This is a genomic window from Oceanospirillum multiglobuliferum (assembly GCF_900167095.1).
Taxonomy (GTDB): Bacteria; Pseudomonadota; Gammaproteobacteria; order Pseudomonadales; family Halomonadaceae; genus Oceanospirillum; species Oceanospirillum multiglobuliferum.
Genome location: NZ_FUXG01000006.1, coordinates 45,701 through 62,411 on the forward strand (window position 1 = coordinate 45,701; position 16,711 = coordinate 62,411).

The 16,711-nt window shown below is 47.4% G+C and carries 16 protein-coding genes; 8 read left to right on the forward strand and 8 right to left on the reverse strand.

Annotated elements, in window-relative coordinates:
* Positions 1 to 80 precede the first annotated feature (80 nt).
* A complete protein-coding gene (gene ftsY / locus B5D26_RS05850) occupies positions 81 to 1,334 on the reverse strand; it encodes a signal recognition particle-docking protein FtsY (RefSeq protein WP_078744797.1) in 1,254 nt (417 codons plus the stop codon).
* A 190-nt stretch (positions 1,335 to 1,524) separates the two neighbouring features.
* Between ftsY and rsmD the strand changes: the two genes are divergently transcribed.
* The gene (gene rsmD, locus B5D26_RS05855) at positions 1,525 to 2,151 is read left to right on the forward strand and encodes a 16S rRNA (guanine(966)-N(2))-methyltransferase RsmD (protein WP_078744798.1); all 627 of its coding nucleotides are present in this window, start codon (positions 1,525 to 1,527) and stop codon (positions 2,149 to 2,151) included.
* A gap of 8 nt (positions 2,152 to 2,159) precedes the next feature.
* Here the strand turns inward: rsmD and B5D26_RS05860 are convergent, their stop codons facing one another.
* A complete protein-coding gene (locus B5D26_RS05860; protein ID WP_078744799.1) occupies positions 2,160 to 2,795 on the reverse strand; it encodes a TetR/AcrR family transcriptional regulator in 636 nt (211 codons plus the stop codon).
* Positions 2,796 to 3,174: 379 nt separating this feature from the next.
* Here B5D26_RS05860 and coaD point away from each other — a divergent pair, with 379 nt between their 5' ends.
* The 4 genes from coaD (at position 3,175) to B5D26_RS05885 (ending at position 8,050) form a co-directional block, all read left to right on the forward strand.
* Positions 3,175 to 3,657, forward strand: coding sequence for a pantetheine-phosphate adenylyltransferase (coaD, locus tag B5D26_RS05870; RefSeq protein WP_078744801.1), 483 nt, complete (start codon positions 3,175 to 3,177; stop codon positions 3,655 to 3,657).
* Positions 3,658 to 3,685: 28 nt separating this feature from the next.
* A complete protein-coding gene (locus tag B5D26_RS05875; RefSeq protein ID WP_078744802.1) occupies positions 3,686 to 3,940 on the forward strand; it encodes a YfhL family 4Fe-4S dicluster ferredoxin in 255 nt (84 codons plus the stop codon).
* A 132-nt stretch (positions 3,941 to 4,072) separates the two neighbouring features.
* Positions 4,073 to 5,368: an MATE family efflux transporter gene (locus B5D26_RS05880; protein ID WP_078744803.1), complete on the forward strand. Its 1,296-nt coding sequence runs from the start codon at positions 4,073 to 4,075 to the stop codon at positions 5,366 to 5,368.
* Positions 5,369 to 5,494: 126 nt separating this feature from the next.
* Positions 5,495 to 8,050 (forward strand): sensor histidine kinase, encoded by a 2,556-nt coding sequence (locus B5D26_RS05885; protein WP_078744804.1) that lies wholly within the window; start codon positions 5,495 to 5,497, stop codon positions 8,048 to 8,050.
* A gap of 31 nt (positions 8,051 to 8,081) precedes the next feature.
* Here B5D26_RS05885 and B5D26_RS05890 read toward each other — a convergent pair whose 3' ends face one another.
* The 6 genes from B5D26_RS05890 to hemC form a co-directional block, all read right to left on the reverse strand.
* Positions 8,082 to 8,435: a response regulator gene (locus tag B5D26_RS05890; RefSeq protein ID WP_078744805.1), complete on the reverse strand. Its 354-nt coding sequence runs from the start codon at positions 8,433 to 8,435 to the stop codon at positions 8,082 to 8,084.
* Positions 8,436 to 8,464: 29 nt separating this feature from the next.
* On the reverse strand, positions 8,465 to 9,235 hold the full coding sequence (locus B5D26_RS05895) for an EAL domain-containing protein (RefSeq protein WP_234985201.1): 771 nt from the start codon (positions 9,233 to 9,235) through the stop codon (positions 8,465 to 8,467).
* Between the two features lie 62 nt (positions 9,236 to 9,297).
* Positions 9,298 to 10,530: a heme biosynthesis HemY N-terminal domain-containing protein gene (locus tag B5D26_RS05900; protein ID WP_078744807.1), complete on the reverse strand. Its 1,233-nt coding sequence runs from the start codon at positions 10,528 to 10,530 to the stop codon at positions 9,298 to 9,300.
* On the reverse strand, positions 10,527 to 11,834 hold the full coding sequence (locus B5D26_RS05905; RefSeq protein ID WP_078744808.1) for a uroporphyrinogen-III C-methyltransferase: 1,308 nt from the start codon (positions 11,832 to 11,834) through the stop codon (positions 10,527 to 10,529). Before B5D26_RS05905 ends, B5D26_RS05900 begins: the two co-directional genes overlap by 4 nt.
* 16 nt (positions 11,835 to 11,850) lie before the next feature.
* A complete protein-coding gene (locus B5D26_RS05910) occupies positions 11,851 to 12,651 on the reverse strand; it encodes a uroporphyrinogen-III synthase (protein WP_078744809.1) in 801 nt (266 codons plus the stop codon).
* A complete protein-coding gene (gene hemC / locus B5D26_RS05915) occupies positions 12,644 to 13,582 on the reverse strand; it encodes a hydroxymethylbilane synthase (protein ID WP_078744897.1) in 939 nt (312 codons plus the stop codon). The genes B5D26_RS05910 and hemC overlap by 8 nt, the downstream gene beginning before the upstream one ends.
* A gap of 294 nt (positions 13,583 to 13,876) precedes the next feature.
* Here hemC and argH point away from each other — a divergent pair, with 294 nt between their 5' ends.
* The 3 genes from argH to lysA are packed head-to-tail and all read left to right on the forward strand — an operon-like array spanning position 13,877 to position 16,710.
* Positions 13,877 to 15,286, forward strand: coding sequence for an argininosuccinate lyase (argH, locus tag B5D26_RS05925; RefSeq protein ID WP_078744811.1), 1,410 nt, complete (start codon positions 13,877 to 13,879; stop codon positions 15,284 to 15,286).
* Positions 15,286 to 15,408: an LPS translocon maturation chaperone LptM gene (lptM, locus tag B5D26_RS05930; RefSeq protein WP_078744812.1), complete on the forward strand. Its 123-nt coding sequence runs from the start codon at positions 15,286 to 15,288 to the stop codon at positions 15,406 to 15,408. The genes argH and lptM overlap by 1 nt, the downstream gene beginning before the upstream one ends.
* Positions 15,409 to 15,456: 48 nt before the next feature.
* Complete coding sequence (gene lysA / locus B5D26_RS05935; RefSeq protein WP_078744813.1) at positions 15,457 to 16,710, forward strand: diaminopimelate decarboxylase; 1,254 nt, start codon at positions 15,457 to 15,459, stop codon at positions 16,708 to 16,710.
* The last annotated feature ends 1 nt before the right edge of the window (position 16,711 follow it).

The window sequence follows — 16,711 nt, forward strand, 5'->3', positions numbered from 1 at the left end:
ATCCTGCAATTCAGTTTGGGAGTCGGTGCTGCTGCTTGTGACGCACGGCTAACAGCACGGCTCAGTTGAAAGATAAAGTGTTAAGCGCTTGTAGATTGATCGAAAAGCGCATTGGTAAACTCATTGGCATCAAATGGCCGCAAGTCATCAACCTGCTCACCCACACCGATATAACGGATCGGGATCTCCATCTCTTTGGCTAAGGCGAAAATAATACCGCCTTTGGCCGTGCCATCAAGTTTAGTCAAGGTGATACCTGTTAAACCTACGGCCTCATTGAATAAGCTGGCTTGTGATAATGCATTTTGGCCTGTGCCAGCGTCTACCACTAACATCACTTCATGGGGAGCGCTGTCATCTAGCTTTTTCATTACGCGAGTGACTTTTTTCAACTCTTCCATCAAGTTGCTTTTATTCTGTAAGCGACCAGCGGTATCAGCAATTAAAACATCCACCTTACGGGCTTTGGCGGCCTGAATCGCATCAAAAATAACTGAGGCACTATCAGCCCCTGTATGCTGTGCAATAACAGGCACTTTATTGCGTTCACCCCAAACTTGTAGCTGTTCTACAGCGGCTGCGCGGAAAGTATCCCCAGCGGCCAGCATGACGCTTTTACCTTCACTTTGATAGCGCTTGGCCAGCTTACCAATTGTGGTAGTTTTGCCTACACCATTTACACCCACCATTAAAATAACGAAGGGAGTATGGGCGCTGTCAATCACCAGCGGTTTGTCCGCAGGTTCTAACATTGCCCGTAGTTCTTCTTTTAGGGCTTGATAAAGCGCTTGGGCATCGTCAAGTTGCTTACGGGCGACGCGCTCTGTTAAACGGTCAATAATTGCGGTAGTGGCTTCAACACCGATATCAGATACTAAAAGCTGAGTTTCAATCTCTTCCAGTAGATCATCATCAATCTGTTTCTTACCTAAAAACAGATTCGCTAGACCTTCGCTTAAGTTCGCACGAGTGCGCCCTAAGCCCGCTTTAATACGCGCAAACAGCCCTTTTTTAGGTTGTTCAGGAGCGGCCTGTATTTCTGGTACTGGTGCTTTTACTTCCGGTACTTCCAGCTCGGCTTGCTCTGTTGCTTCTGTTGAAGCGGGTACAGGTATTGCCGCAGAGGTTATGGAAGGCGTCGTTGTAGTAGCCTCAACCACAGCAGGCGCTTGCTCAACTGCAACTGGCGTTGCCGGTTCAACAACGGTTTCAGGCACCGCTGATTCCGGGCTTGCTACAGGCTGCACGGGCGCTTCTGGTTGAGTTTCAACTTTAGCTTCAGGAGCCTCTGGTTGTGCAGTTTTATTTTTTTTGCGTTTGAAGAAGTCAAACATGAGTCAAATTCTGTGTGTGTGATACGAAAATTGGCAGGGCGCTATCCTACCACTTGTCACGCATGGGGGGTACAATCTGCAACGCTTTGTCAGACCAAGGAGGGGTATAATTGACCCTTCTCAGCATTTTTAATCGAATTGCCTGCTGTTTTCTTCCGATACTATCCATCAGCCACAAGTTAGAGTTGTTATGCCAAAACCGAATTCCAAATCTTCCGCTACTAGTCAAACCGCAGGTCGAGGCCAAAATCAACTGCGAATTATTGCGGGCGAATGGCGTGGCCGAAAGCTGAGCTTCCCTGATGGAGAAGGACTACGCCCAACAGGAGATCGTTTAAGGGAGACTCTATTTAATTGGCTGGCCTATTCTGTTTCAGGGGCCAAAGTATTGGATCTATTTGCGGGCAGTGGTGCTTTGGGATTTGAGGCGCTATCACGAGGAGCCGCCTCAGCTGTATTTCTAGATACTTACACACCAGTTGTACGTCAACTTCGCCAAAACCTAGAAGTGCTAAAGTGTACTCAAGCAGAGGTACATCAAACTGATGCCCTGTCTTGGCTGTCTCAATCAAAGGCTCCGGCATCACCTTTTAATCTTATCTTTCTTGATCCCCCTTTTGGGAAAGGCTTGCTTGCACCTGTCTGTGCCACGTTAGAGCAAAAAGGCTGGCTGGCAGATGATGCATGGATCTATCTAGAGGCAGAAAAAGATCTTGCCCTATCAGATATACCCAGCAGTTGGCAGCTGCGCAAAGAGAAGAAAGCAGGGCAGGTGATATGTCGACTCTACCGGCGCGATTCAGCACCGATAGAGTAGAGGCTAATTTAAAATGGTTTGAACTGCTCTAATAATTGCTCGGTCTCTTCTTTAGTCACTTCTGTTAGGTAGGGCATTTCAAGATAAGTCAGTTGGTAGATCACTTGGTTTAAGTGTGCTGGCGTGATCTCCTCTTCTGAAATGCCTCGCGCGGTACGTAGATAGTTCGCCCAGCCAGTGCAAAGCAACCAAACATTCAAAGCTAAAGGCTTTATTTGCTCAGGTGTCATCTGCATAAAACCGCTGTCACACATCCGTTGATAGACCATCGCAATTTGGTCCGTCGCATGATTTGCAAAAGCCTGATAACGTTGGTGTAGCGCCTCATCATTTTCAAGCATTCCCACCAAATCTCGGTGCATGAAGCGGTAATTCCATAGAAGATCGAGTAACTTTTCCGTTAAAACTGCTCTGTCTTCTAAGGTGATATGACGTCCTTGAGGTAGATCAAATAAGCCCGCCACCGTAGTTTCATACTGATCAAAAATGCGCGCGATGATGTCTGATTTATTGCGGTAGTGGTAATACAGATTACCTGGGGATATTTTTAGGTGAGCGGCAATGTGATTGGTAGTGATTTTTCGCTCACCAAATTCATTAAACAACTCAAGTGCGACATGTACAATCCGGTCTTTAGTTTTCACGGTGTTTTTCTCGGGTTTAAGGTCTCAGGTGGCCTTTGCTTTTGGCTTTAAAGTGATTTTTTCGGACTTTATTGCTTATTATTATGTTTTTGTTATTAAAAGCATTGTAAATATACCATTAATCTATACCTAAAACTGTGACAGACTGTAGCCGACTATAGTCGTGCTAATCTAAATCAAAGCATCTGTTTTAGGATATGTTAATGTGCTTCGCTGCGATTTTAACTAATTTAAACCACAATCCAAACAAGGATAACTTGTTGGAGGCTGCTGTTGCCGGAATTGGCTATAAGGATATAGCGCAGAGAAGTTTGTACCGTTGCGGCAATTTGTTTAACATTCAGCCTCTTCGAAACCCGCGCCTAAGCAGGATGAAGCGATGAAAACGGTTGTATACCCCGGAACGTTTGACCCGATTACCAATGGTCACGCCGATTTAATTGAGCGGGCCAGCAAAATTTTTGACAAAGTGATTGTCGCAATAGCGGCCAGTCCACGGAAAAAACCGTTATTTTCGTTAGAGAAACGGGTGCAATTGGCAGAAGCTGTCGTTGCAGGCTACGGCAATGTGGAAGTATGTGGCTTTGACTGTTTGTTAACCGAGTTTTTAGCACAACAGCAGGTACGCGTTGTGATGCGCGGTTTACGTGCGGTATCTGACTTTGAATATGAGTTGCAATTGGCGAACTTAAATCGCGCCATGGCTCCAGATGTAGAAAGTATTTTTCTAACACCGGAAGAGCGTAACTCCTATATCTCCTCAACCTTGGTGAGAGAGATCGCAAGCCTTAATGGTGATGTCAGTAAATTTACCCATCCCATTGTAGAGCAAGCGTTAAAAGAACAGTTTAAAAATGATTAAAATGATTAGCTTTTGGTGAGGTAGCGTTATGGCTTTGATGATTACTGATGAATGCATCAACTGTGATGTATGTGAACCTGAATGCCCGAATGGTGCAATCTCTCAGGGTGATGAAATTTACGAAATCGACCCAAACCTGTGTACAGAGTGCGTAGGTCACTATGACGAGCCTCAGTGCGTATTGGTTTGCCCAGTTGAGTGTATTCCTAAAGATCCTACTCATGTTGAAAGTAAAGATGAGCTGATGGATAAGTACAACATCATCCAAGCCTCTTTAGGCTAAATTGATGAGTTGCCTGTTATTGGCAGCGTTATCTTTTTTGATGTCAGAAGAAATGCAGCGCCCTATTAATGGCGCTGCATTTTTTTTGCCCTTGCATTCGGTGCAGTCACAAACCGCAAACTAAGGTGTCTTGTGCTTAAGCTGGCCTATCAAATCTACCTTTTAGCAGCCCCTATTGTACTCTCAAATATCAGTGTGCCATTGCTAGGCTTAGTCGATACAGCGGTAATGGGGCATTTGGCCTCAGCAGATTACCTAGCTGCGGTTACCTTAGGCGCCAGTGTTTTAAGCTTTGTCTTTTGGGGTTTTAGCTTTTTACGAATGGGTATCACAGGTGTCACGGCACAGGCGGTAGGGCAGCGGAACTTTGCTCAAGTAGTGCAAACTTTACAGCAAGGGGTTTTACTGGCTGCTGTGATTGCGCTGCTACTATTAGCGGCTCAAATACCTTTGCTAAAAATAGGACTGAAGCTAATCGGTGGTGAACCTGCCGTTCAACAGCTGGCGCTTGATTATGCTCAGGTCAGAATCTGGTCAGCACCTGCTGTTCTTATCAACTATGTCTTACTAGGTTGGTTCTTAGCACAACAAAATAGTCGATTTACGCTCTTGATGTTGGTACTGGGTAACAGCCTAAACATGCTGTTAGATCTCTGGTTTGTTTTAGGGCTAGGCTGGCAAGTAAAAGGGGTAGCACTGGCCTCTGTAATAGCAGATTACTGCACTTTAACTTTAGGGTTATGGTTAACACAAAAACAGTTAGTACGCTGGGGTTTGCCTTTGGGCAGAAACTTAATCCGCTGGAGCTCATATAAACGCCTGATGCAAGTGAATCAACAACTGTTAGTTCGCACTTGGGCATTGCTATTGGTAATGGCAATATTCACTGCACAAGGCGCTAAATTTGGTGCCGATAGTTTGGCAGCTAATGCTATTTTAATGCAGCTGGTATTGTTTGCGTCTTTTGCCTTAGACGGTTTTGCTCACGCGGCAGAAGCATTGGTAGGACAAAGTGTTGGTGCAAAAAGTCGAGCACATCTGAAGCAAGTGGTGATAGTCAGCGCGCTCTGGAGCTTGTTGCTGACTGTGCTCTTAGTCCTAGTTTATGGATTTTTTGGCAGCGCAATACTAGGGTTATTAACAAGCTTGGCCTCTGTAACTGATTTAGCCTTGCAACACCTACCATGGGTTTGTATTGCCATATTATTTGCCGCAGTCAGCTACTTATTAGACGGTGTCTACGTGGGCTTAACCCGCACAGATGTCATGCGTAACAGCGTGCTATTGGGTTTGTTAACCTATTTAGTAATTGATCAACTGAATGATAGCTTTGGGTTATCTGGCTTATGGTTGGCTTTCTGTGGGTTTATGGCAGTACGTAGCTTGGTATTACTTGGGCATTTTATGTATTGGATTACAAAGGACTGAGTAGTCGCTTTTAAGTCAAAACCTCAACCCTTTTAGCTAAAGAATATGAGTGTAAAATCATTTAATATGACATTTAGAGTGTTTAGCCACGCTGCTTGATTAACTGTCCTTAATAGAGAATATGCTATGTCTCAGCCCGTTAAGTTAGGCATTAGAGCAAAACTAGTCAGCTTGTTTTTGCTAATAAAAGTTGTGCCGTTAATTTTATTGGCACTATTGGCATGGCAGGGTGTGCTCTATCTTGGTGAGCGCGTAGGTGCTGAAACAGACCTTTTAAGCCGAGAGGTTCAAGCGACTGTTTCCGATATGGGTAGCACCTTCTCGTTAAGTGCCGAGAAAGCCTTAAATGATCGCGCTCGTGAAGAGATTGAACGTCTTTCTACTGACACTGCACGCAGCATTGCAGATTTTCTATACGCACGAGATCAAGACTTGTTGTTAGCCGCACAGCTGCCACTCAACGAGCAGCAGTTCAGGCAATTTTTACAATATCGAACACGTCAATTAGTCGACAGCGGACAGTGGTCTTTATCGGAGGATCAAAGTCATTGGCAGCAAATTGATACCGATGATTTTGTCAGCCAAAGCGTTACGTCTACTAACCCAGAAAATCGACAAGAATTCCACTACCGAGTACCAGAATCGGTACTGCCTAGCCAGGAAACACCGCTCTATCATGAGATTACCTTTGTTGATATCAATGGGCAGGAGCAGATCAAAGTACAAAGCTCCAATCTTTTACCCTCTCAGCTGAACGATGTTTCAAACCCTGCTAATACTTGGAGTAAAGCAGAGGACTATTTTATTCATCTGAAAAAACTTAAAGCTGGCGAGATCTATGTTTCAGATGTAATTGGTCCCTATGTACCCTCTAAAATTCTGGGTCCAATGACACCAAGTCGTGCCGCACAAAAAAATATTCCTTTTACACCTGAGCAAGAAGCCTATGCAGGTAAAGAAAATCCTGTTGGTAAAAAATTCAAAGGGATAGTGCGCTGGGCAACCCCTGTAGTACGCAACGATAAAATTATTGGTTACTTAACATTAGCACTTAACCATGATCACATTATGGCGTTTACAAACAATATTCATCCAAGCAATACACGTTATCAAAATATTGCTGATGCCGCAGAGGGCAACTATGCCTTCATCTGGGATTATAAAGACAGATCTATTGCCCACCCTCGTCACCACTCTATCGTAGGATTCAACCCTGAAACAGGGGAAAGAGCCGTGCCTTGGCTAGAAGCTTCAATCTACGATGAGTGGCAGAAGAGCCAACAATCTTTAGAGGATTACCTTGAAGGAGTGCCTGCATTTGAGCAGCAAACTCGCAGCAAGAAGCCTTCAAAGGAACTGACACAGCAAGGCCAGTTGGGTTTAGATTGTCGCTATCTTAACTTTGCCCCTCAGTGCAAGGGCTGGTATGACCTGACTCAGTATGGTGGCTCGGGTTCCTTTTTAATTCTATGGACAGGTGTTTGGAAGCTGACCACCGCAGCGACTATTCCGTATTACACAGGACATTATGGTAACAGCCCTCGCGGATTTGGTTATGTCACCATTGGTGCAAATATTGACGACTTCCAACTGCCTGCGAAAAAAACCGCAGAGATGATGGAGAGTCGCGCGAAAGACTTTAGTGAACATTTGCACACTAGACAAACCGACCTTCTTAGCGTGATTGATGAAATCATGGCCGATATTGCCGTTAACTTAAGTGTTTCGACACTGGTAATGGTGGCGATCGTCGTGATCATTGCGGTATGGATGGCCTCATTGCTCACAGACATGGTGAAAAGCTTCAGCCAAGGCCTAGCCAAAATCGAAGCAGGAGAGTACGACTTTCGCTTTGAGCACCGCCGAAAAGATGAGCTAGGGGAGCTAAGCGACGCGTTGAACCGTATGGCCGATGGCGTACAAGCATCTTTTGCCTTATCCGATCAAGCACGTATCTCTGCCGAACAAGCCAGTCGCATGAAAAATGATTTCTTGGCTCGCATGTCTCACGAATTACGCACACCACTTAATGGCGTTTTAGGTTTTGCCGAAGTGATCAAAATGGATCCGTCTGACCCAGAAGAGGTTAAAGATTACGCGACAGTAATAGCAAACAGCGGCGAGCATTTATTACACCTTGTAGATGATATGCTCGACATGGCGAAAATGGATGCCGGACAGCTTACATTATTACCTGAAAAAGTTTATCTCGCGCCTTGGTTACGTGATTTAAGCCACCTCTATCGCCATAACGCAGAGAAAAAGCAGCTTGATTGGCAAATGGAGCTACGGCTTGAGGAAACCTTCAGTTGCTATCTTGATCCTGTACGCTTAAAGCAGATTTTGGGCAATTTGCTGGATAATTCGCTGAAATTTACAGCAGAAGGGTATGTGTTATTGCGTATTAGTCAACACGAGGATCTGCTCTACTTCGATGTAGTTGATACAGGTATAGGTATCGCAGAAGAGGCTCAGGGACATATCTTTGAAGCATTCCGTCAGGCCTCAGATTTTGTGACACGCCATCATGGTGGTACAGGCTTAGGGCTGGCTATTGCTAAAGAGTTAACAGAGTTGATGGGAGGACAGTTAGAGCTTGTCAGCTCGATTGAGCAGCAAGGCAGTCACTTCCGCTTAAATCTGCCAATTGTCCATGATCCAGACTTGGCAGTGCTATATTGAGAAAAGCTTCAATAAAAGTGGTTCCGCTGTATTACCCCTCTAATGCCGCCAGCAAGCTTTGAACAGAGATGGGTTTGATCACGATCGTATCAAAGCCAGTTGTCATTATTTCACACTGCTCATGCTCAAGCGCATGAGCAGTGTAGGCCACAATTCTTAGGTGTTGTAAGGCCGATTGAGCGCGTAAGCGCCGACAAGTCTCCATGCCATCTAAATCTGGCATATTAATATCCAACAAAATATGGCTGAACTTGGCTAAGTCATCTCTATTAAGCGCGGCTATACCGCTATCAACTTCCTCTGTATGCCAGCCATTTTTCTTTAAAATCACGCTGGCGATCTTTCTGTTTGATGGTATATCGTCAACTATCAATACGGACTTCATATACAACCTTAAATAAATCGTGAAGCAGCTTAAAATAGCGCAGGGTCAACCGATACTAATTGTTCAAAGGCAGGTCTAGCAAAGTAGTAACCTTGGAATAAATCAATGCCCTGTCCCACCAGCCATTCATATTCTTCTTTTAGCTCGACGCCTTCTGCTAACAACTCTAGGTTCAGCTCTTTGCACACTAGTATAATGCCTCGAATAATAGCTTGCCTGCGCCTATGTTGGTGAATATCGACGATGAGATCTCGATCAAGTTTAATGATATTTGGCTCATAATCCGCCAGCAAATTTAACCCTGAATATCCAGCCCCAAAATCATCAATTGCAGTCTTAAACCCCATTTTTTTGTAAGCATTAATAATATTTACTAAGTGCTGTTTGTCTTTTACTTCCTCACCTTCCACAACCTCAAAAACAATTTTCTCGACCGGAAATCCATATTGCTTGGCCGCCTCGAGGGTTGTGCGAATGCAGAGCTCTGGCTTGTAAACCGCATTAGGAGTGAAGTTCAGGTTGAGATAAGTATCTAAACCTAATTCAACCGCTTTTTTAATAGCGGTGACACGGCAAGCCTGATCAAACTGATACAAATTATCATTGTTAACATTAGCGAAAACGCTATTAGCTGGCTCGCCATTTACGCCTCGAACCAGTGCTTCATAGGAGACAATTTTCTTATTTTTTGCACTAACAATAGGTTGAAAAGCGAAGCTGAATGTAAATGACAGAGGTGCTTTATCACGACAATTATCACACCCTTGAATATCATCACAGAGATCTACTTTTGTCATCATGACTCTCCTGATTTTAAGCTATAGCTCTCAATATAGACGCTATTGCTAATAAGCCGTCCGGCTTAATGCGCATCTTTCGGCATTGGTAGCTCAGGCAAGTGATAACCCGCGAGATCTAAACAGGCCTGATAGTAAAAACGGCTTTTACTGGTGCGTCCCATACTAGAATAAAGCCGACTCAGCTCTGCCGCCGTTGTCGCCATTGGTTGCAGTTTGTAGCTGGCTTCTAAATAGTCTGCACCTTTACCCCAAAGTTGGTTGCGAATCGATAAGCGACCTAAGGTTAAGTGCAAGACTGGTTTGTCGCCGTATTGTTTTAACCACTGCTCCGCTTGTGCCAATAACTTTTTACTGTCGGTACCGCTACCTAGCAGGCCGTAAATCACCACCAAATTGTCTGACCACTGATGGCGTAGCTTTTCCGCAATAAACTTTTCTAACGCCCCTTCCGCACCACTGGCATGTAAGGCTCGGGCATATGCCTCACTGAGCATTTCATTGCTTTTCAGCTCAGAAGGCATCTTCTGCCAAATATTCTGCAACAGGCTAATACGCTCCTCTTTGGCAAGCTGAGCGCCTTGCTGGAACAGCTCGCTATAGAGTTTAAGTTGTAGCTGTTGGCCTTCTGCCTCAGTGAGTACTTTATATCTGAGCAGTTGGGGGTAAAGCGTTTGCAGCGCCTGCCAGTCACCCAGCTTTTGATATACTTTTAACAGTGTTTTCAGCACCCAACGATGCTTGGGATTTTTCTTTTGTAGGCGTAATAATGACGCCAAGCACTGCTCATACTGTCCCCGCTCGTATTGAAACTCCGCTTGAGAAATAGCCACTGCGGTTTCCGCACTGGGGGTGCTTTCAAGCGCTTTTTGCAGCATCAGATCAGTTTGCTCGTTATGGCCTTGGGCATGGGCTGCCCGCGCTGCTGCCAAATAGTTGATCAGCGGAGCACCAGAACGTAACGCGCTTTTTTTCAACAAGCGTTCTGATTTACGCCACTGACCCTCTGCCAGTAATAACAAGCCACTGACAGTGGCTTTTAAGGCGCGCTTGTCTTTATTGCCTGCGGAAAATAGGTTCAACACTTTTAATGGCTGGCGAATACCAGACAGTAGACGCAACAGTAAATGTACGCCAACGACTAAAGTGAAGATTAAAATCAACGCAACCCATAACGACATCTCAACAGTGGTGTTGCCCCAGCTGAATAATACATAACCAGGGTCTTGCTGCATTAACAAGCCTGCAAAAATACCTGTGGTTAAAGCGAGCACTGCGGCGATATACAATACCTTCATGCTTTAGGCTCCTGTACAGGCGTGAAGCGGTGCTTCTGCTGTTCACGTAATAACTGCAAAGAAGCGGAAATATCAGGCCTCACCGTTTGAATATTCAACTGGCTGAGACGTTTGAGTTCATTAAGCGTGCTCGTTGTCAGTGGCTGTTGAAGATCAAAATACGCCTCCACCCAGTGGGCGGCTTGAGTCAATAAGCTTTGATAGAGGCGGTTATCCTCTTTCATCAGCGCAATTTGGGTCTGCTGTAAGGTAAGGCGTAAGTTGTGGCGTAGATAAGCGGTTTGCTCAGGCGGTAAAAGTGCGCTAATCGCCTGTTCCCGCTGACGAATAATCACCAAACCTTTCAACTCATGCCAAACGCTGAGCCAAAGCGGTGTATCTGGGCTGTCGCTTGTGTCTGAAGAGGGTTGGTTGAGTTCGCTGCTTTCCTCTGGAGACATGGGCAGAGGTAAACGCTCAATTTGGTTCTCTAAAGCAGAAAGAGCAAAGTACAAACCGCTTTTGTCCACTGCGCCAATGCTGCTCAGCGCTAAACGTTCTGTTGCGATGGCTTCGCGTACGGCAAATAAAGCGGGATTGTCGGCGCTTTGTAAGCGCTCATCGGCACTGGCAAGCAGTTTTTCAGCCCCTACCAAATCGCCTTCTAGCTGTAAACGGTGGTTGGCAAGACGTAATAAATACTCGGCTTCCGCTTGTAGCCAATCATTGGGTTTAGGGCCTTGGGCTTTGTTCAGTTCTGCGGCAAGCCCCACCAACTGCTGGCGCTGTTTATTCTGCTCGGCGACAAGAGTTTGCGTTTGTGCAGGCAGTTGCACTAAGGGCGCTAATGGCTTGAGTTGCTGCTGCTGTTGGTCAAGCTGCTGTTGCAACTGCTGAATCTGCTGCTGTTGCTGCGTCAAGGTCGATTGCCACTGATCTTGATTCTGTTGCTGCTGCCATAGACTGAATCCGGCAAAGCCTGCTAAACCAAGGGCTGCGATACCAACCACCAAGCTTAATTGAGCCAAAGGCTGTTTCTGAGGGTTGTCAGAGGTTGGTCGACGCGGGCTTGCGGTTTTCGTCTGAGAGGAAGGCTCAGGGATAGAAGTCTGCTTTTGCGCAATTGAGGCTTCAGCGGCAGGTTTTTCGGTTTCAGTTTTTGGCTTATCCGTTGACTCAGGCTTTTCAGGCGAAATAAGGATAGCGCTGCCTTGATCACCCGTTGCCGAGGCAGAGGTCTCAGAAACCAAATGATCCGCAACAGGTTTCTCCTCAGGCTGATGAGATGCTGGAGAGACAGGGGGGGTGTGCTGTTTATCGCTCATTAGATCGCCTCATGCGTTAGCGCTGGCTTGCAATTGTTGCCAATGCTGCCAGTTGCCATTGAGTGCCTGCCCCTCGGGCTTGGACTATTTTTTTAAAGCCAAGGGCACGAGCCTCAAGGCGTAAACGGGGACTAGACACTAAAATTGTTTTGCCAAACAGTGCGGGGGCACTAGATCCCACGCACTGTACCAAATTCTTCAGCGCATCAGAGCTGCTGATCATCACCACATCAAACTCAGCCTCTTGCAAGATTTCTCGCTCTGCCGCCAAGAGAGCAGGGCAAACGCGACGATACAAGGGCAGCAGCGTAACTTGAGCGCCTCGGGCGCACAGTTGCTCATGCAAGAGTTCACGGCCAGACTCACCTTTGCAAAGCAGTATCTTCTCACCACTGACCTTTTGCAGCGCAGGCAAATTGAGCATCGCTTCGCTGTTGTCGCCCTCTGTGGGATACACCACGGGCAGACCCCACTGTTCTAAGGCTTTGGCGCTGCCCTGACCCGGTGTCACCCATTGTATGCCAATGGGCGGTTGCGGCCAGTATTGATCCATACGTTCAAGAAACAATTGTGCCGCATTCGGGCTGATACAGATCACCTTGTGGAACAGGTCAAGGTTCAGCATTGTGGTGCGTTGCTCATGACTTTCCGGCAATGATTCAATCGCCAACAGCGGAATCGAAAAGGGCTGCGCACCCGCTTGCTGTAATAGGCTCATCAAAGGTGCAGCTTGGTTTTCTGGGCGAGTGACAATCACCTGCAACGGGCTACCATCCGTTTTGAGCAGCTTGACCGCTGGACTGAGTCTTTCAGACACGTTGATACACTCGGTCTAAAATGGCTTTGGCACCTTGGGCTATCAGCTCTTCTGCCACAGCCACACCCAGCGCTTCAGGGTCTTGAGCACTACCGATCCGTTCAGCACGTAGTAACAGAGTACCGTCAGGCTCGCCCACCAAGGCGCGTAAACGGATATTAGCCCCGTCATCCACCAACTCGGCAAAACCGCCAATCGGCACTTGGCAACCGCCTTCTAGATGACGGTTCATCGCACGCTCTGCACTGACAGTCAGCCAAGTGTCTTCATCACGTAAAGGCGCCAACAGTTTGATGATCTCCTCATCTCCGGCACGGGTTTCAATGCCTAATGCACCTTGACCTACTGCTGGCAGGCTTACTTCCGCTGGCAGTTCTTGACGAATACGGCTGTCCATCTCCATACGTTGCAAGCCAGAGGTCGCCAGAATGATGGCATCAAACTCACCGGCGTCTAATTTCGCCAAACGGGTTTGCACGTTGCCGCGCAGGCTTTTCACCACTAAATCAGGGCGCAGGGCGCGTAGTTGCAGCTCACGGCGCAAACTAGAAGTCCCCACTACAGCGCCTTGCGGCAGCTCATCAAATGCATTGTAGAGGTTCGACACAAACGCATCGGTTGGTGCATGACGCTTGCAAATCACTGGCAGCGCAAAACCCTCTGGCAGATTCATCGGCACATCTTTCATTGAGTGGACTGCGATATCCGCACGGCCTTCCATCATCGCCAACTCAAGCTCCTTCACAAACAAACCTTTGCCGCCAATTTTGGCCAAAGGCGTGTCGAGAATAATGTCACCTTGCGTGCTCATCGGTACCAACTCAACTTTCAGCGCTGGGTGCAGGGCTTCTAAGCGGGCTTGAATATGCTCAGCCTGCCACATGGCAAGTGGGCTTTTACGCGTGGCAATGCGGATGACTTGTTGGCTCATAAGTGGGTAACTCTGCATGAAAAAAGGTGGTTAGGTCAGTGAATTGACCCCTAAAAATGAATGCTTTCGATTCTAGCAGAGCTTGATCTTTTTAGGCACCGCCATAGGTCGGATGAAGGGGATTTGTTTCGTCAGCAAACCGCTCAGATTCAACAGGCTAGAAAAATAAAACATCTGTGCTTTCGCCTGTTTTCTCCATTAAAGCAATCCACCCCTCAAGGGCTTGCTGTTATAATGCCGCAATATTTTAGCTTAGCCATCCAGCCAATAGGCTGACACGCGAGAGGATTTGTCATGTCTGAGAAAGCCAGTACCAACCAGCAATGGGGTGGTCGTTTTAGTGAGCCAACTGATGCGTTTGTTGCACGTTTTACCGCTTCAGTTGATTTTGATCAGCGTATGTATCGCCAAGATATTCAAGGTTCTATTGCCCACGCCACCATGTTGGCCAAAGTTGGGGTGTTAACCGATGACGAGCGTGATCAGATTATTCAGGGTTTGACTGAAATTCGTGACGAGATCGAGCAAGGCCAGTTTGAATGGTCGGTGGCGCTTGAAGATGTTCACATGAACATTGAGGCGCGTTTAACGCAGAAGATCGGTATTACGGGTAAAAAACTGCACACAGGCCGTTCACGTAACGACCAAGTGGCAACCGATATTCGTTTGTACCTGCGTGATGAAGTGGATCATATCTCAGCAGAGCTGACCCGTTTACAACAAGGTTTGTTAGATCTGGCTGAACGCGAAGCCGACACTATTATGCCGGGCTTTACTCACCTGCAAACCGCTCAACCTGTAACCTTTGGCCATCACCTGATGGCATGGTTTGAGATGCTGGTGCGTGACTATGAGCGTCTGCAAGATTGCCGCAAGCGCATCAACATTCTGCCGCTAGGCGCTGCGGCACTGGCGGGCACAACCTATCCGATTGATCGTCATCTGACAGCCGAGCTGTTGGGCTTTGATCGTCCAACTGAGAACTCTTTGGATTCAGTTTCTGATCGTGACTTTGCCATCGAGTTTTCAGCCGCAGCCAGTCTGATCATGATGCACCTGTCGCGCATGTCAGAAGAGTTGGTGCTGTGGACCTCTGCCCAGTTCAACTTTATCAACCTGCCTGACCGCTTCTGTACTGGCTCGTCGATTATGCCGCAGAAGAAAAACCCAGACGTGCCTGAGTTGGTACGTGGTAAAAGCGGTCGTGTTTTTGGTCACCTGTTCTCATTGCTAACGCTGATGAAGTCTCAACCATTGGCATACAACAAAGACAACCAAGAAGACAAAGAGCCGATTTTTGATGTGGTGGATACACTGCAGGGTTCACTGCGTGCCTTTGCCGATATGATTCCGGCGCTACAACCGCGTAAAGAGGTGATGCGTGAGGCTGCATTGCGTGGTTTCTCAACCGCAACTGATTTGGCAGATTACCTTGTGCGTAAAGGCATCCCATTCCGTGACTCCCATGAAATTGTTGGTAAGTCTGTGGGTTATGGCGTGCAAACCGGAAAAGATCTGGGTGAGATGACGTTAGAAGAGCTACAACAGTTCTCAGATGTGATCACCGAAGATGTGTTTGAAGTGTTAACCCTAGAAGGCTCTGTGCGCGCCCGTAACCATATTGGTGGCACCGCGCCAGATCAAGTGCGCGCTGCGGTACAGCGTGGACGTGCGGCGTTGGCACAACTGGCAGCACAGCGCTAATGCAGCGCTTTAACCTGCTAAAAGTGCTGTTGCTGAGTGCCACGGTGGCACTGGTAGCTTGTGGGCAGAAAGGCCCACTCTACCTGCCCGACTCAGCACCCGCCGCCCAACAGGCACAGTGATTGATCCGTATAACAACAGACCCTTATTAATGCCGAGAGCACAGAATCATGGATTTTTTTAATTACCAAGGCCGTTCTTTATACGCCGAAGATGTTGCGGTTACCGCATTGGCTGAACAGTATGGCACCCCGCTTTATGTTTATTCCCGCGCAACCTTAGAGCGCCACTACCGCGCTTATGATGAGGCGTTGGGAGATCACCCGCACCTGATCTGCTATGCGGTAAAAGCCAACTCCAACTTGGCCGTGTTGAATGTATTGGCGCGCTTAGGCGCAGGTTTTGACATTGTATCAATTGGCGAACTTGAGCGCGTTCTGGCTGCGGGAGGCGATGCGGCTAAAGTCATTTTCTCAGGCGTGGGCAAACAAGCGCACGAGATGCGTCGTGCTTTAGAAGTAGGTATCAAGTGCTTTAACGTTGAGTCTGAGGCTGAGCTAGACCGCCTAAACGACGTGGCCGCAGAGATGGGCGTTAAAGCCGCTGTTTCGCTGCGAGTGAATCCTGATGTAGATGCACAAACCCACCCGTATATCTCAACTGGTTTAAAAGAGAACAAGTTTGGTATCGCCATCGACCGTGCAGAAGCGGTGTATCTGAAAGCGGCCAGCTTATCAAACTTAGATGTGCAAGGGGTTGATTGCCATATTGGTTCTCAGCTGACCCAAAGCACGCCTTTCTTAGATGCGCTGGATCGTTTGTTAGACTTGATTGCCCGTTTGGCCGAGCAAGGCGTGCAGATCAAACACCTTGATCTGGGCGGTGGTTTGGGTGTGCGTTACGATCAAGAAACACCACCAGAGCCTAGCGAATATGCCAGCAAAGTATTGGCACGCTTGGGCAATCAGCCTTTAACCTTGATTATGGAGCCGGGACGCTCTATTGCTGCGAATGCGGGGATTCTGGTCACTCGCGTTGAGTACTTGAAGCCGACAGAAGCGAAGAATTTCGCAGTGGTGGATGCGGCGATGAACGATCTGCTACGCCCGTCACTCTATGGTGCATGGCAGGCGATTATTCCAGTAGAGCAGGCCGACGAGTCGGTTAAAACTGAGACCTATGATCTGGTAGGCCCAATCTGTGAAACTGGCGACTTTATCGGTAAGAATCGTGAGCTGGCGCTACAACAGGGTGATCTGTTGGCGGTACGCTCTGCGGGCGCTTACGGTTTTGCCATGTCCTCTAACTACAACAGCCGTAACCGTGCGGCTGAAGTGATGGTGGATGGCGCAGCAAGTCATATCGTGCGTCAGCGTGAAACCTTTGCTCACCAAATTGCGGGTGAAGCGGTACTGCCGGAATAAT

Bases quoted from the DNA above. Each gene is read 5' to 3' on its own strand.
- ftsY (WP_078744797.1), bottom strand. From the start codon at position 1,334: ATGTTTGACTTCTTCAAACGCAAAAAAAATAAAACTGCACAACCAGAG.
- rsmD (WP_078744798.1), top strand. From the start codon at position 1,525: ATGCCAAAACCGAATTCCAAATCTTCCGCTACTAGTCAAACCGCAGGT.
- coaD (WP_078744801.1), top strand. From the start codon at position 3,175: ATGAAAACGGTTGTATACCCCGGAACGTTTGACCCGATTACCAATGGT.
- B5D26_RS05875 (WP_078744802.1), top strand. From the start codon at position 3,686: ATGGCTTTGATGATTACTGATGAATGCATCAACTGTGATGTATGTGAA.
- B5D26_RS05885 (WP_078744804.1), top strand. From the start codon at position 5,495: ATGTCTCAGCCCGTTAAGTTAGGCATTAGAGCAAAACTAGTCAGCTTG.
- B5D26_RS05890 (WP_078744805.1), bottom strand. From the start codon at position 8,435: ATGAAGTCCGTATTGATAGTTGACGATATACCATCAAACAGAAAGATC.
- B5D26_RS05895 (WP_234985201.1), bottom strand. From the start codon at position 9,235: ATGATGACAAAAGTAGATCTCTGTGATGATATTCAAGGGTGTGATAAT.
- B5D26_RS05900 (WP_078744807.1), bottom strand. From the start codon at position 10,530: ATGAAGGTATTGTATATCGCCGCAGTGCTCGCTTTAACCACAGGTATT.
- B5D26_RS05905 (WP_078744808.1), bottom strand. From the start codon at position 11,834: ATGAGCGATAAACAGCACACCCCCCCTGTCTCTCCAGCATCTCATCAG.
- hemC (WP_078744897.1), bottom strand. From the start codon at position 13,582: ATGAGCCAACAAGTCATCCGCATTGCCACGCGTAAAAGCCCACTTGCC.
- argH (WP_078744811.1), top strand. From the start codon at position 13,877: ATGTCTGAGAAAGCCAGTACCAACCAGCAATGGGGTGGTCGTTTTAGT.
- lptM (WP_078744812.1), top strand. From the start codon at position 15,286: ATGCAGCGCTTTAACCTGCTAAAAGTGCTGTTGCTGAGTGCCACGGTG.
- lysA (WP_078744813.1), top strand. From the start codon at position 15,457: ATGGATTTTTTTAATTACCAAGGCCGTTCTTTATACGCCGAAGATGTT.